Origin of the sequence: Streptomyces sp. NWU339, assembly GCF_003143855.1 — a bacterium.
Classification (GTDB): Bacteria; Actinomycetota; Actinomycetes; order Streptomycetales; family Streptomycetaceae; genus Streptomyces.
Window position 1 is genome coordinate 75326 of record NZ_QFRK01000017.1, and the last position, 13205, is coordinate 88530.

Here is a 13205-nt window from a genome sequence, read left to right on the forward strand (position 1 = left end):
GCAGGTCCGAGCCGGGCACAGCCGGAGGTGAACGGGCGGAAGCGGGCAATACCGGTTCCACAACAGACCTGGTCAGCCGCGCGGACCACCTGTACAACTGCCTGCAAGGACCCCACCGGGCCCGAACGGGCAGCGAGATCAGGAAGCAGGTGTTCGGCCATGCGCGACAGGACGGCCGAAGAGCGCCAGCGGGAGATCGTGCGGGTGGCGCGCGCCACCGGCTCGGTCGACGTCACGGCGCTCGCCACCGATCTGGGCGTGGCCAAGGAGACCGTGCGACGGGACCTGCGCGCCCTGGAGGACCACGGCCTGGTGCGCCGCACCCACGGCGGCGCCTATCCCGTGGAGAGCGCCGCCTTCGAGACCACGCTCGCCTTCCGTGCCACCAGCCATGTGGCCGAGAAGCGCAGGGTCGCGAACGCCGCGGCCGAGTTGCTCGGCGACGCGGAGACGGTCTTCGTCGACGAGGGCTTCACCCCGCAGCTCATCGCCGAGGCACTGCCCCGGGACCGGCCGCTCACCGTGGTCACCGCCTCCCTCCCGGTCGCGGGCGCGCTCGCCGAGACCGGCACCGTGTCCGTGCTGCTGCTCGGCGGCCGGGTCCGCCCCGGCACCCTCGCCACCGTCGACCACTGGACGACGAAGATGCTCTCCGGCTTCGTCGTCGACCTGGCGTTCATCGGCGCCAATGGCATCTCCCGCGAGCACGGTCTGACCACGCCCGACCCGGCGGTCAGCGAGGTCAAGACGCAGGCGGTCCGGGCCGCGCGCCGGGTGGTGTTCGCGGGCGTCCACACCAAGTTCGGAGCGGTCAGCTTCTGCCGGTTCGCCGAGGTCGGCGCGTTGGAGGCGATCGTCACCAGCACGCTGCTCCCGGCGGCCGAGGCCCATCGCTACTCCCTGCTGGGGCCCCAGGTCATCCGGGTCTGACCCGGCAGAACCGCACCACGGCACACCCCGCGCGCCCCGCACCACGGCGCACCACGACGCGCGACGCACCGCGCGCCGTTTCCACCACACGCAGTTCCACTCCCCCGCGGGCCGAGCCGTCCAGGCGACGTCTATACCTCCCTGAACCTCCCTATACGTGCAGGAGCGATCCATGCGAACCCAGAGCCGACGGAGGCCGCCGCGAGCCGCACTCGCCGCGGCCGCCGCAGGGACGCTGCTCGCCCCGCTGCTCTCCGGCTGCTGGGTCGGGGCGGGCGGGGCCGGATCCGGCGGTGACGCCGTCAACGTCCTGATGGTCAACAACCCGCAGATGGTGGCGTTGCAGAAGCTGACCGCCGCGCACTTCACCAAGGACACCGGCATCAAGGTGAACTTCACCGTGCTGCCGGAGAACGACGTCCGCGACAAGATCAGCCAGGACTTCGCCAACCAGGCCGGCCAGTACGACGTCGCCACCCTGTCCAACTACGAGATCCCGATCTACGCCCGCAACGGCTGGCTCCGGGAGATGGACTCCTACGTCGACGAGGACACCGCCTACGACGAGCAGGACATCCTGGGGCCGATGCGCCAGTCCCTCAGCGGGGACGACGGCAAGCTCTACGGCCAGCCCTTCTACGGCGAGTCCTCGTTCTTGATGTACCGCAAGGACATCCTCGAGCGGGAGGGCCTGACGATGCCGGCCGCCCCCACCTGGGAGCAGGTGGCCGACATCGCCGCGGAACTCGACGGGGCCGAGCCCGGCATGAAGGGCATCTGCCTGCGCGGTCTGCCCGGCTGGGGCGAGGTCATGGCCCCGCTGACGACCGTGGTGAACACCTTCGGCGGCACCTGGTTCGACGAGGACTGGAACGCCCGCCTCGACTCCCCCGAGTGGCAGCGGGCGACGAAGTTCTACGTCGACCTGGTTCGCGAGCACGGCCAGGCCGGCGCCGCCCAGTCCGGCTTCGCCGAGTGCCTGAACAACACCACCCAGGGCAAGACCGCCATGTGGTACGACGCCACCTCCGCGGCCGGCTCCCTGGAGTCCGCCGACTCTCCCGTCAAGGGCAAGATGGGCTACGCCCCCGCCCCCGTCGAGAAGACGGAGTCGGCCGGCTGGCTCTACACCTGGGCCTGGGGCATCCAGGACGCCTCCCGGAACCCGGACAACGCCTGGAAGTTCGTCTCGTGGGCCTCCGGCAAGGAGTACGAGCAGCTGGTCGGCGACGAGATCGGCTGGTCCGACGTCCCGGCCGGCAAGCGCGCCTCCACTTATGCCGACCCGGACTACCGCGCACAGGCCGCGGCCTTCCAGGAGATGACCAGGAAGGCCATCGAGCAGGCCCGCCCGGACGACCCGGGTGTGCAGCCGCGGCCCGCGCCCGGCATCCAGTTCGTCGGCATCCCCGAGTTCACGGACCTCGGCACCCGGGTCTCCCAGGAGATCAGCGCGGCCATCGCCGGACGCCAGTCCGTCGAGTCGGCCCTGAAGAAGTCCCAGCAGCTCGCCGAAGAGATCTCCGAGGAGTACGAGGGACGATGACCGCCACGACGACGGCCCCCGCGGCCGCCCCGGACATCCGCCCGAGCGGTGGCCGGCGCTCCGACCGGCTGCGCGGCTGGGCCACCAGGGCCCCGCTGCTGCCCGCCCTGATCTTCATGATCGCGGTCACCCAGCTGCCCTTCGTGGCCACGCTGGTGATCTCCTTCTTCGACTGGAACTCCCTCTACCCCGACGCCCGGAAGTTCGCCGGCTTCGAGAACTACGGAGAGGTCCTCGGCGACCCCGACCTTCGCCGGTCGGTCTGGACGACGATCCTGCTGACGGTGGCGGTCGTCCTCACCAGCCTGGTCCTCGGGCTGCTGCTCGCCCTGCTGCTCGACCGGAGGTTCCGCGGCCGGGGCATCGTCCGCACCCTGCTCATCGCCCCGTTCCTGGTGGTTCCGGTGGCGGCGGCCCTGCTGTGGAAGCACGTCCTCTACAACCCCGAGTACGGCCTGCTCAACGGCCTGCTGCACTACGTCGGCGGGCCGCAGCCGGACTGGGTCTCGGGCGCCCCGCTCCTGGCGGTTCAGGCCGCGCTGGTGTGGCAGTGGACACCGTTCATGATGCTGATCCTGCTCGCCGGGCTGCAGAGCCGGGACCAGGAGCAGATCGAGGCGGCCCGGGTCGACGGCGCGAGCGACTGGCAGATCTTCCGCCACCTCACGCTGCCCCACCTGCGCCGCTACCTCGAACTGGGCGCCCTGCTCGGCTCGATCTACATCGTGCAGAACTTCGACGCGGTCTTCACGATCACGTCCGGCGGTCTGGGCACCGCCAACCTCCCCTACACCGTCTACCAGACCTTCTACCAGGCCCATGAGAACGGCCTGGCCTCGGCCGCCGGCGTCCTGGTCGTCATCGGCTCGATCATCATCGCGACCTTCGCCCTGCGCGTCGTGTCGTCCCTGTTCCGCGAGGAGGTGTCCCACGCATGAGCACCGTCGCCGTACGCACCCGCGGCCGGATCCGCAGGGGAGCGGGTCTTGGCCTGGTGGCCTGGCTGGCCGGGATCGTCTTCTTCCTGCCCATCGCCTGGATGGCGCTGACGTCCTTCCACTCCGAGCAGGACGCGGCCACCAACCCGCCGTCCTTCACCGCCGCCCTCACTCTGGACGGCTACCGCGAGTTCTTCGGCGTGGGCGGCGGCGCGAGCCCCTGGCCGTCCCTGATCAACTCGACGGTGGCGTCCGTGGCCTCGGTGGTCCTGGTCCTGCTGCTCGCACTCCCGGCGGCGTACGCCCTGTCCGTCCGTCCGGTGAAGCGGTGGACGGACGTCCTGTTCTTCTTCCTCTCCACCAAGATGCTGCCGGTCGTGGCCGGCCTGCTGCCGGTCTACCTGCTCGCCAAGAACGCCGGGATGCTCGACAACGTCTGGCTGCTGGTCCTGCTCTACACCTCCATGAACCTGCCGATCGCCGTGTGGATGATGCACTCCTTCCTCTCGGAGATCCCCGTCGCGGTGATCGAGGCCGCCCAGATCGACGGAGCCCGGCTGCCGACGGTGCTGGCGCGCGTGGTCGCCCCGATGGCGCTGCCCGGCATCGCGGCGACGGCCCTGATCTGCTTCATCTTCAGCTGGAACGAACTGCTGTTCGCCCGGGTGCTGACGGGCGTGGTCGCCGAGACCGCCCCCGTCTTCCTGACCGGCTTCATCACCAGCCAGGGCCTCTTCCTGGCCAAGGTGTGCGCCGCGTCGCTCGTCATCTCCCTGCCGGTGCTCGCCGCGGGGTTCGCCGCTCAGGACAAACTCGTCCAGGGCCTGTCGTTGGGAGCCGTGAAATGAAGGCCGCCGTCATCGAGTCCGTGGGCCGCGCAGTCGTCACCGAGGTCCCGGACCCGACGCCAGGGCCCCGCGAGGTCGTCGTCGAGGTCGCGCGGCCTGCGGGCTGTGCGGCACGGACCTGCACATCCTCCAGGGCGAGTTCGCGCCCACCCTGCCGATCGTGCCTGGGCACGATTTCGCGGGCGAGGTCGTCGGCGTCGGCTCCCAGGTCACCAAGGTGTCGCTCGGCGACCAGGTCGCCGTGGGCCCCTCCCTGTATTGCTACGAGCGCCGCCACCTGGAGGCGCTGGAGCGGTTCGCGCGGGGTGTGGGGAGGAAGACCGTGGTGGTGCCGTAGGCGCAGGGCGGCGGGGGCGAAATCCACTGGGCGAGCCGCCCCCGCCGTCGTAGCATCCGCGCATGCCCCGACCCCACGGCTTCGCCTACGAGGCCCACCCCAACGGCACCGTGCACATCACCCACCACAACCGCCCCGCGACCACCCTGAACGGTGACCCTGCGGCCCGTTTCCTCACCGAGGTCACCAGCAGCGACCCCCAGCTCGTCATGGCCCGCTGGACCGGCAACTACAAGCGCGGCAACGAGCGCACCGCTCGCAACCACCCCCGCAACCGGCGCTGAGAACCTCTGCCCCATTCGGGCCACAAGTAAGGGAACGGTAAATCGCCTCCGCTCGTTCACCCGGCATGACAGCTATGACCCCCGGCTCGAACATCCCCCTCCCCACCGCCCGTGTGACGGTGGACGTCGCCGCCCCGGTGCGGCTCGACGTATCGGGCCTGCTGCTCACCGCCGACGGCAAGGTGCGCTCCGACGACGACTTCATCTTCTACAACCAGCCCGCGGGTCCCGGTGTGACCTACCGTTCCGGCGGCGGCACGGCCCCCGACGCCATCACCGTCGACACCGCGGCGGTCCCGCCCGGCATCGAGAAGATCGTCGTCACCGCGAGCCCCGACGCCCAGGGCCAGACGTTCCAGGGCATCGAACCGACGGCCACCATCCGGAGCGCCGACGACAACGCGGTCCTGGCCACCTTCACGCCCCCGCGCCTCGGCACCGAGACCGCCCTGGTGGTCGTCGAGATCTACCTGCGCAACGGCGCCTGGAAGGCCCGCGCGGTCGGCCAGGGCTACGCCAACGGCCTGGCCGGCATCGCCACCGACTTCGGAGTCACGGTCGAGGAACCGGCCGCTCCCGCCCAGCCGGTCGCCCCCGCCCAGCCCGCCACTCCGCCCCCGCCCGCCATGCAGCCGCCGGTGAGCCCGCCGACGCCCGCCGCTCCCCCGGCGCCGCCCGCCGCCGCGCCCGGCACCGGGAAGATCAACCTGGACAAGGGCCGGGTCAGCCTCCAGAAGAACCAGACCGTCTCCCTGATGAAGGGCGGCCGCCCGCTGCTCTCGCGGGTTCGGATGGGCCTCGGCTGGGAGCCCGCGTACCGGGGCAAGGACATCGACCTCGACGCCTCGGTCATCGCCTACGGCCCGCAGCGCAACCACGTCGACAGCTGCTACTTCGGCAAGCTCCAGATCGTGGGAGGCGCGATCCAGCACTCCGGCGACAACCTCACGGGCGAGGGCGCCGGGGACGACGAGACGATCACGGTGGACCTCGGCCGCCTCCCCCAGGACGTCACCGGTCTGGTCTTCACGGTCAACTCGTTCTCCGGCCAGAAGTTCACCCAGGTGGCCAAGGCGTACTGCCGTCTCCTGGACGCCACCACCGGTGAGGAACTGGTCCGCTTCGACCTCACCTCCGCCGAGCCGCAGACGGGCGTGATGATGGCGAAGCTGATCCGCCAGTTCTCCGGCGAGTGGGAGATGACCGCGATGGGCGAGTTCGTGAAGTCCCGCACGGTGAGGGGCATGGTCAAGCCCGCCGCCCAGTCGCTGTAGCCACGCCCACGAGCCCGCGGGCGCCCCGGCCACGGGGCGCCCGCTCAGAACCGGCTGCTCACCGGCCGCTCAGAACAGCGCGCTGTATGCGTTCAGCGCGGGCTGCCCGCCCAGGTGGGCGTAGAGCACGGTGGACTCGCGGCCGATCTCGCCGCGGGACACCAGGTCGATCAGTCCGGCCATCGACTTGCCCTCGTACACAGGGTCGGTGACCATCCCCTCGGTGCGGGCCGCGAGCCGCATCGCGTCCAGCGTGGTGTCGTCGGGGATCCCGTAGGTGCCCGCGTGGTACCGCTCGTCCAGTTCGACGTCGTCCTCGGTCAACTCGGCCTTGACCCCGACGAGCCGGCCGGTGTTCCGCGCGATCCGCGTGATCTGCTCGCGGGTGCGGACGGGCGCCGCCGACGCGTCGATCCCGATCACCCGCCGGGTCCGCCCGCCCGCCTCCTCCAGGGCGCGGAACCCGGCGACCATCCCGGCCTGGGTGGACCCGGTGACCGAGCACACGATCACGGTGTCGAAGAAGACGCCCAGCTCCCGCTCCTGCTCGGCGACCTCCTGCGCCCAGTTGGCGAAGCCGAGCCCGCCGAGCGGATGGTCGGAGGCGCCGGCCGGGACGGCGTAGGGCTTGCCGCCCGCCTCCTCGACCTCCCTGAGCGCCTGCTCCCAGCTCTCCTTGAAGCCGATCCCGAAGCCGGCCCGCACCAGGCGCACATCGGCGCCGGCGAGCCGGCTGATCAGGATGTTGCCGACCTTGTCGTACACGGCGTCCGGCCACTCCACCCAGCTCTCCTGCACCAGTACGCACCCCAGCCCGGCGCGGGCGGCGACGGCGGCGACCTGGCGGGTGTGGTTGGACTGCACCCCGCCGATGGAGACCAGGGTGTCGCAGCCCTGCGCGAGCGCGTCGGCGACCAGGTACTCGAGCTTGCGGGTCTTGTTCCCGCCGTAGGCCACACCGGAGTTGCAGTCCTCGCGCTTGGCCCACAGGGCGGCACCCCCGAGGTGCGCGGTCAGCCGCTCCAGCGGATGCACGGGCGAGGGTCCGAAGAGCAGCGGGTAACGCTCGAAGTCAGAGAGGGACATGGGCGATCCTTCCGTCAGGGAACGTCGGAAACCTCGGGAACGTCGGCGAGCTCTTCCAGGCCCCGCCAGATCTCCGCCGTGACCCGGACCGCTTCGTCCGGGTCTCCGGCCGCGCAGGCCTCGATCAGCCGTTCGTGCAGCCCGGCGGAACGGCAGGTGCCGCCCTCGCCGAAGCGCTGCCGTTCCAGCCGGCGGATGAGGGGTGTGTAGCGGGCGGCGGTCGCGGCGGCGGCGCGGTTGCCGCTCACCCGTACGAGGACGTCGTGCAGCTCGTCGTCGGCGCGCAGCGCGCCGTCCACGTCACCGGCCCGTACGGCGGCGGCGAACCGCTCGTTGGCGGCGCGCATGAGGTCCACGTCGGCCTCGCGCAGCCGCGGTACGGCGACGCGGGTGACCAGTTCGTGCATGGCGCCGACGACGGCCGCCGCGTCCCGGACGTCACCGGCCACCAGGGGGGTCACCCGGGTGTAGCTCTGCGGCTTGCTCTCCAGCAGCCCCTCGTCGACCAGCCGCGAGAACGCCTCGCGCACCGGCGCGCGGGACAGCCCGAGCCGCTCGGCGAGCTCGGCGTCCCGCACCACCGCCCCGGGTTCGATCTCCCCGGCCACGATGGCATCCCTGATCGCTTCGTAGGCACGCTCCCTGAGCAGGGTGCGCCGTACGGGTCGTATGGCCTCCACGACTGAAATGTTAGATGTCAGTGACGGACGGAACAAGGCCGCGGTCATCCGCCACCGCGGTGGCGGATGACCGCGGGCGACGGGTTCAGCCGCGCTTCTGGCGCTTCCAGGGGCCGGTGACGGCGAGCATGATGCCCGGTTCCTGGATGTTGGCGTACAGGGTCTTTCCGTCGGGCGAGAAGGTGACGCCGGTGAACTCGCTGAACTCCGGCTCCTGTTCGGTGCCGATGTTCAGCTCGTTGCGGGCGATGGGGTAGGTGCGTCCGCTGTCGGTGGCGCCGAACAGGTGCTGCACGCCGTCGCCGTCCTCGGCGATGACCAGCCCGCCGTACGGGGAGACGGTGATGTTGTCGGGGCCGTCGAAGGCGCCGTCCCTGCCGGGGCGGGGGTTCACGCCGAGCAGGACCTTGAGGGTCATGGTGCGGCGCCTGGGGTCGTAGAACCAGACCTGGCCGTCGTGCTGAACGGGGCTCTCCTCACGGGCGTACGAGGAGACGAAGTACGCCCCGCCGTCGCCCCACCACATGCCCTCCAGCTTGCGGCCCCGGGTGATCTCGCCGGGCCCGAACTGCTCGCGCACGGAGACGGTCCGCGCGTCGCGGTCCGGTACGTCGACCCAGTCGACGCCGTACACCGTGCCGGTCCTCGTGGCGCGGGAGAGGTCGTCGACGAACCGGCCGCCGGAGTCGTAGCACTTGGGCGCCTGGAGGACGCCCGCGTCGTCGGCGAGGGCGCGGAACCTGCCGGGGCCGTGGCGGAAGTCCTCGGGCGGGGTCCAGCGGAAGAACAGGCCGTTGGGCTCGTCGGCGTCCTCGGTGAGGTAGGCGTGGCCGCGCTTGGGGTCGATGACGACGGCCTCGTGGTCGTAACGGCCGAAGAACTTCAGCGGCTTGGGGTCGCGGTTGGCGCGCCGGTCGGCCGGGTCGACCTCGAAGACGTAGCCGTGGTCCTTGGTCATGCCGTTCTCGCCGGCCCGGTCGGAGTTCTCCTCGCAGGTGAGCCAGGTGCCCCAGGGGGTGCTGCCGCCCGCGCAGTTGTCGGCGGTGCCGGCGATGCCGACCCACTCGGCGACGCTGCCGTCGGGGCGCACCTCGACGACCGTGCAGCCGCCGGGGGCGGCCGGGTCGTAGACGAGGCCCTCGGCGAGCGGGACCGGGTGCTCCACCTCGTCGCGCGGGCCGTCGATCTCGTGGTTGTTGACCAGGAGGGTGGTGCCGCGGGGGCCGTCGAAGGCGGCGGTGCCGTCGTGGTCGGACGGGGTGAACTCGCCGGACTCGAGCCTGGTCCTGCCCGTGTACGTGAGGATGCGGTACGAGAAGCCGGCGGGCAGGGCGAGGATGCCGTCGGGGTCGGGGACCAGGGGGCCGTAGCCGACCGCGGGGTGGCGGTGCCGGTCCTGTTCCCGCTCCTCCTCCGCGCTCTCGGCGTCGTGGGACGCGAGGGCGTTGGGTGCGGAGGCGAGGGCGCCGACACTGCCCACCAGTGCGACACCGGCACCGGCGACCGCGGATGTTCTGGCGAAGTCCCTGCGGGTGAGCGACATGGAGTCTCCTGTGGCGGTGAGTTGCCGTGGGGGCCGACCTCGTACGCCGCCACGCTTCCGCCCATGCCTGAACACCGGTTGAACGCCGCGGGGCACCCCGGCGGCCGCTTCGGTGAACCGCACGGGGTCACCCGGCCCCGTGCGTGGGGTTCAGGGCTTGCCCCGAGCGGAGAGGGCCCCTCAACCCCCGTGCTGCGACCGGGCCTTGAAGGCCGCCTTGCGGGCCTCCTTGGCGATCTTCTTGTCCGGGTGCAGCCGGCCCATCGCCTCCAGCACGTCCGCCGTGGCCGGGTGCTCCACCCGCCAGGCCGTGGCGAAGAAGCCGCTGTGCTGACGGGCCAGTCCCTCCACCAGGGCCCGCAGTTCCTCGGAGTTGCCCTCGGCGGCGAGCTGCGCGGCGACCGTGTCGACGGTCAGCCAGAAGATCATCGCCTCGGAGGGCGGCGGGACGTCGGTGGCCCCGTGCTCGGTCAGCCACACCCGGGCCAGCCCGCCGAGTTCCGCGTCGTCGAGCACCTCCCGCAGGGCGGGCTCGGCCGAGAGGCCGACCAGCGACAGCGCCTGCTGGCACTGCAGCCGCCGCAGCGGGGCGCTCTTGTCGCTCCCGCGCGCCGCGGCCAGCAACTCGCGTGCCGCAGCGAGGGGTTCACGCCGGGCGAGCCACTGTTCGGTCTCCGCGTGGGCCGCCGCCGGCGGGAACACGGCCGTGCCGTCGAGCAGCGCGTCGGCGCCCTTGTCCGTGAGGTCCCCGACCGCCGGCGCCTCGAACCCGGCCGCCAGCAGCCGGGCGCGCAGCCCGTACAGCCCGAGCGGGGTCAGCCGCACCACGCCGTAGCGGGAGACATCGGTCTCGTCCTGCGGCTCCGCGGGCTCCTCGTCGCTTTCGACGTCCCCTTCGACCAGCAGCGCCTCGTCGACCGGCTGGTACTCCACCAGTCCGACCGGCTCCAGCATGCGGAACTGGTCGTCCAGCCGCATCATCGCCTCGGACACCTGGTGCAGGACGTCGTCGGTGGGCTCCGGCATGTCGTCGGGGACGAGCACGGACGCGGCCAGCGCGGGCAGCGGTACCGGTGCCCCGGCGGGGCCTTCCTCGCCGGCGGTCAGCAGGTAGAGGTTGCGGAGCACGCCGTCCAGGAACTCCGCCTCGGCCTCGGGGTCCCAGTCGAGCGAGGAGAGGTCGAGTTCGCCGGATCCGTCCCCGGCGGCGATGGCGTCGACGAGCCCGTCCAGGTCGGGCACGCTCGCGTCGGCGAGCACCGTCTCCAGGGCGGCGAGCCAGATCGTGAGGACGTCCTGCGGCGAGCCTCCGGTGAGCAGCGCGAGGTCGGCACCAGCGGTGACGGTGCCCTCCTCCTCGTCGACCACGTCGACGAGTCCGGCGTCCACCGCGACGCGCCATGCCTCACCGGCGTCGGCGGCGGCCTCCTCCCCGCCCAGGCCGAGCGCCTCGGCCGCCGCGGGCAGCTGCTCGTCGACGAGCCCGCCCCCGGCGTCGACCCGGGTCGCGGGTCCGGCCCAGCGGGCGAGCCGGACGGCCCGGGACAGCAACGGCGTGGACAGTGCTTCACGCGCCAGCTCCGCGTCGGGGTGCAGCCGCGCCGGCGGCAGGGGGGAGCTGTCTGACATCGGCTGTTTCTCCTAGGTGCTGTCCTCGGCGCCTCTTGTGACTCAACCGCTCAGCCTAGACGGATTTCCACCCAAGCCGCCCGCTTCACCTCTCCTTCAGCCGCCGTACATGGCTGGAACCTTGACAAGTGGCCTGGCCAGGCTGGAGATTGACGCGCGTAGAAAACGGCGGACGGTTGTTCACCGGACCCGTACGGGCCCATCCCGTCCCGCACGCCCCGCACGTCGCACCTGCCACCCTCGCCCCGGCACTCATCACGTTTCCCGGAGGGAATCCGTTGCCGAGCAAGTCGTCCACGCGCCTCGCCGCGCTCACCGTCGCCGCCGTGTGCGCGGCGTCCACCGTCACCCTCGCTTCGCCCGCGCACGCGGAGTCCGTGCGCATCCATGACATCCAGGGCGACACCCGGATATCGCCGTACGCCGGACAGCAGGTCACCGACGTGACCGGAATCGTCACCGGCATCCGCACCTACGGCTCGTCCCGCGGCTTCTGGATCCAGGACCCCAACCCGGACGCCGACCCGGCCACCAGCGAAGGCGTCTTCGTCTTCACCGGTTCGACCCCCCAGGGGGTCGCCGTCGGCGACGCCGTCACGGTCTCCGGCACGGTCACGGAGTACGTCCCCGGCGGCACGTCCTCCGGCAACCAGTCACTGACGCAGATCACCCGCCCCGCGGTCACCGTCGTCTCCCGCGGCAATCCGGTCCCGGCCGCGACCAGGATCGACGCGCGGTCCGTCCCCGCCGCCTACGCCCCGGCCGGCGACCCCGCCGCGAACGGCTCGGTCAACGCGCTCCCGCTGCGCCCCGAGCGGTACGCCCTGGACCGCTACGAGTCCTTGGAGGGCATGAACGTCCAGGTCTCAAACGCCCGTGTGGTCGGCGCCACCGACCCGTACACCGAGCTCTGGGTCACCGTGAAGCCGTGGGAGAACCGCAACCTCCGCGGCGGCACGGTCTACGGCTCCTACGACGACCGGAACACCGGCCGGCTGCAGATCCAGTCCCTGGGCCGGGCCGCGGACTTCCCCGACGCGAACGTCGGCGACACCCTCACCGGCACCACCGCGGGCCCGCTGGACTTCAACCAGTTCGGCGGCTACACGCTCGTGGCGAGCGAACTCGGCACGCTGAAGGGCAAGGACCAGCAGCGCGAGTCCACCCGCCGGCAGCACACCGGTGAACTGGCGGTCGCCACCTACAACGTGGAGAACCTCGACCCGTCCGACGACACCTTCGCCGCGCACGCCGACGCGATCGTGCACAATCTGAAGTCGCCCGACATCGTGTCCCTGGAGGAGATCCAGGACAACAACGGCTCCACCGACGACGGCACGGTCGCCGCCGACGAGACGATGGCCGAGCTGATCGACGCGATCGAGGCGGCCGGCGGCCCGCGCTACGACTGGCGTTCCGTCGACCCGGTGGACAAGGCCGACGGCGGCGAACCGGGCGGCAACATCCGTCAGGTGTTCCTCTTCGACCCGCAGCGGGTCTCCTTCACCGACCGCGCGGGCGGCGACGCCACGACACCCGTCGACGTCGCCAAGGTGCGCGGCAAGGCGGCCCTGACACACTCCCCCGGCCGGATCGACCCCACGTCCAAGGCCTTCGAGAACAGCCGCAAGCCGCTGGCCGGCGAGTTCGTCTTCCGTGGCCGCACGGTCATCGTGATCGCCAACCACTTCGCCTCCAAGGGCGGCGACCAGAGCCTGACCTCGCAGTACCAGCCGCCGTCGCGCAGCTCCGAGACCCAGCGCCACCTCCAGGCGAAGGCGGTCCACGACTTCACCGCGAAGATCCTCAAGACGCAGAAGAACGCGGCCGTCGTCGCCCTGGGCGACATCAACGACTTCGAGTTCTCCCGGACGACGAAGATCCTCGAGGGCGACGGCACCCTCTGGTCGGCCGTCAAGTCCCTGCCGAGGAGCGAGCGTTACTCCTACGTCTACCAGGGCAACAGCCAGGTCCTCGACCAGATCCTGATCAGCCCGTCGATCCGCCGCGGCGCTTTCTCGTACGACAGCGTGCACATCAACGCCGAGTTCCACGACCAGATCAGCGACCACGACCCGCAGATCCTGCGCTTCCGCCCGTAGGGCGTACA

Annotated in this window: 11 protein-coding genes and 1 pseudogene; 8 read left to right on the forward strand and 4 right to left on the reverse strand. The window is 71.4% G+C overall.

Annotated elements, in window-relative coordinates; genetic code table 11:
• Positions 1-159 precede the first annotated feature (159 nt).
• From DIZ27_RS21035 to DIZ27_RS21065, 7 genes and pseudogenes are all read left to right on the forward strand, one after another.
• Complete coding sequence (locus tag DIZ27_RS21035; RefSeq protein WP_109379977.1) at positions 160-930, forward strand: DeoR/GlpR family DNA-binding transcription regulator; 771 nt, start codon at positions 160-162, stop codon at positions 928-930.
• Positions 931-1102: 172 nt separating this feature from the next.
• Positions 1103-2476 carry a sugar ABC transporter substrate-binding protein gene (locus DIZ27_RS21040; RefSeq protein ID WP_109379978.1) on the forward strand — a complete coding sequence of 458 codons (1374 nt, stop codon included), beginning with the start codon at positions 1103-1105 and terminating at the stop codon, positions 2474-2476.
• A complete protein-coding gene (locus DIZ27_RS21045) occupies positions 2473-3414 on the forward strand; it encodes a carbohydrate ABC transporter permease (RefSeq protein WP_109379979.1) in 942 nt (313 codons plus the stop codon). Before DIZ27_RS21040 ends, DIZ27_RS21045 begins: the two co-directional genes overlap by 4 nt.
• A complete protein-coding gene (locus DIZ27_RS21050) occupies positions 3411-4262 on the forward strand; it encodes a carbohydrate ABC transporter permease (protein WP_109379980.1) in 852 nt (283 codons plus the stop codon). The genes DIZ27_RS21045 and DIZ27_RS21050 overlap by 4 nt, the downstream gene beginning before the upstream one ends.
• Positions 4259-4539 (forward strand): annotated as a pseudogene (locus tag DIZ27_RS21055) (alcohol dehydrogenase catalytic domain-containing protein); the annotation flags it as partial. The gene DIZ27_RS21050 and the pseudogene DIZ27_RS21055, both read left to right, overlap by 4 nt.
• Before the next feature lie 122 nt (positions 4540-4661).
• Entirely contained in the window at positions 4662-4883 is a 222-nt protein-coding gene (locus tag DIZ27_RS21060; protein ID WP_109379981.1) for a hypothetical protein, read from the forward strand.
• Between the two features lie 74 nt (positions 4884-4957).
• Positions 4958-6157 carry a TerD family protein gene (locus DIZ27_RS21065; protein WP_181383629.1) on the forward strand — a complete coding sequence of 400 codons (1200 nt, stop codon included), beginning with the start codon at positions 4958-4960 and terminating at the stop codon, positions 6155-6157.
• Positions 6158-6226: 69 nt separating this feature from the next.
• On the opposite strand, the gene DIZ27_RS21070 is transcribed toward DIZ27_RS21065, so the two are convergent.
• The 4 genes from DIZ27_RS21070 to DIZ27_RS21085 form a co-directional block, all read right to left on the reverse strand.
• On the reverse strand, positions 6227-7243 hold the full coding sequence (locus tag DIZ27_RS21070; RefSeq protein WP_109379983.1) for a 1-aminocyclopropane-1-carboxylate deaminase: 1017 nt from the start codon (positions 7241-7243) through the stop codon (positions 6227-6229).
• Positions 7244-7257: 14 nt separating this feature from the next.
• Entirely contained in the window at positions 7258-7923 is a 666-nt protein-coding gene (locus DIZ27_RS21075) for a GntR family transcriptional regulator (RefSeq protein WP_109379984.1), read from the reverse strand.
• An 85-nt stretch (positions 7924-8008) separates the two neighbouring features.
• The gene (locus tag DIZ27_RS21080) at positions 8009-9466 is read right to left on the reverse strand and encodes an alkaline phosphatase PhoX (RefSeq protein ID WP_109379985.1); all 1458 of its coding nucleotides are present in this window, start codon (positions 9464-9466) and stop codon (positions 8009-8011) included.
• Between the two features lie 180 nt (positions 9467-9646).
• Positions 9647-11095: a hypothetical protein gene (locus DIZ27_RS21085; RefSeq protein ID WP_109379986.1), complete on the reverse strand. Its 1449-nt coding sequence runs from the start codon at positions 11093-11095 to the stop codon at positions 9647-9649.
• A 278-nt stretch (positions 11096-11373) separates the two neighbouring features.
• Between DIZ27_RS21085 and DIZ27_RS21090 the strand changes: the two genes are divergently transcribed.
• Positions 11374-13197, forward strand: coding sequence for an endonuclease/exonuclease/phosphatase (locus DIZ27_RS21090; protein ID WP_109379987.1), 1824 nt, complete (start codon positions 11374-11376; stop codon positions 13195-13197).
• Positions 13198-13205 lie beyond the last annotated feature (8 nt).

What these genes read in the sequence shown, in the direction of transcription:
- DIZ27_RS21065 (WP_181383629.1), top strand. Translation starts at nt 4,958, where the DNA reads ATGACCCCCGGCTCGAACATCCCCCTCCCCACCGCCCGTGTGACGGTG.
- DIZ27_RS21040 (WP_109379978.1), top strand. Translation starts at nt 1,103, where the DNA reads ATGCGAACCCAGAGCCGACGGAGGCCGCCGCGAGCCGCACTCGCCGCG.
- DIZ27_RS21085 (WP_109379986.1), bottom strand. Translation starts at nt 11,095, where the DNA reads ATGTCAGACAGCTCCCCCCTGCCGCCGGCGCGGCTGCACCCCGACGCG.
- DIZ27_RS21050 (WP_109379980.1), top strand. Translation starts at nt 3,411, where the DNA reads ATGAGCACCGTCGCCGTACGCACCCGCGGCCGGATCCGCAGGGGAGCG.
- DIZ27_RS21045 (WP_109379979.1), top strand. Translation starts at nt 2,473, where the DNA reads ATGACCGCCACGACGACGGCCCCCGCGGCCGCCCCGGACATCCGCCCG.
- DIZ27_RS21070 (WP_109379983.1), bottom strand. Translation starts at nt 7,243, where the DNA reads ATGTCCCTCTCTGACTTCGAGCGTTACCCGCTGCTCTTCGGACCCTCG.
- DIZ27_RS21080 (WP_109379985.1), bottom strand. Translation starts at nt 9,466, where the DNA reads ATGTCGCTCACCCGCAGGGACTTCGCCAGAACATCCGCGGTCGCCGGT.
- DIZ27_RS21035 (WP_109379977.1), top strand. Translation starts at nt 160, where the DNA reads ATGCGCGACAGGACGGCCGAAGAGCGCCAGCGGGAGATCGTGCGGGTG.
- DIZ27_RS21060 (WP_109379981.1), top strand. Translation starts at nt 4,662, where the DNA reads ATGCCCCGACCCCACGGCTTCGCCTACGAGGCCCACCCCAACGGCACC.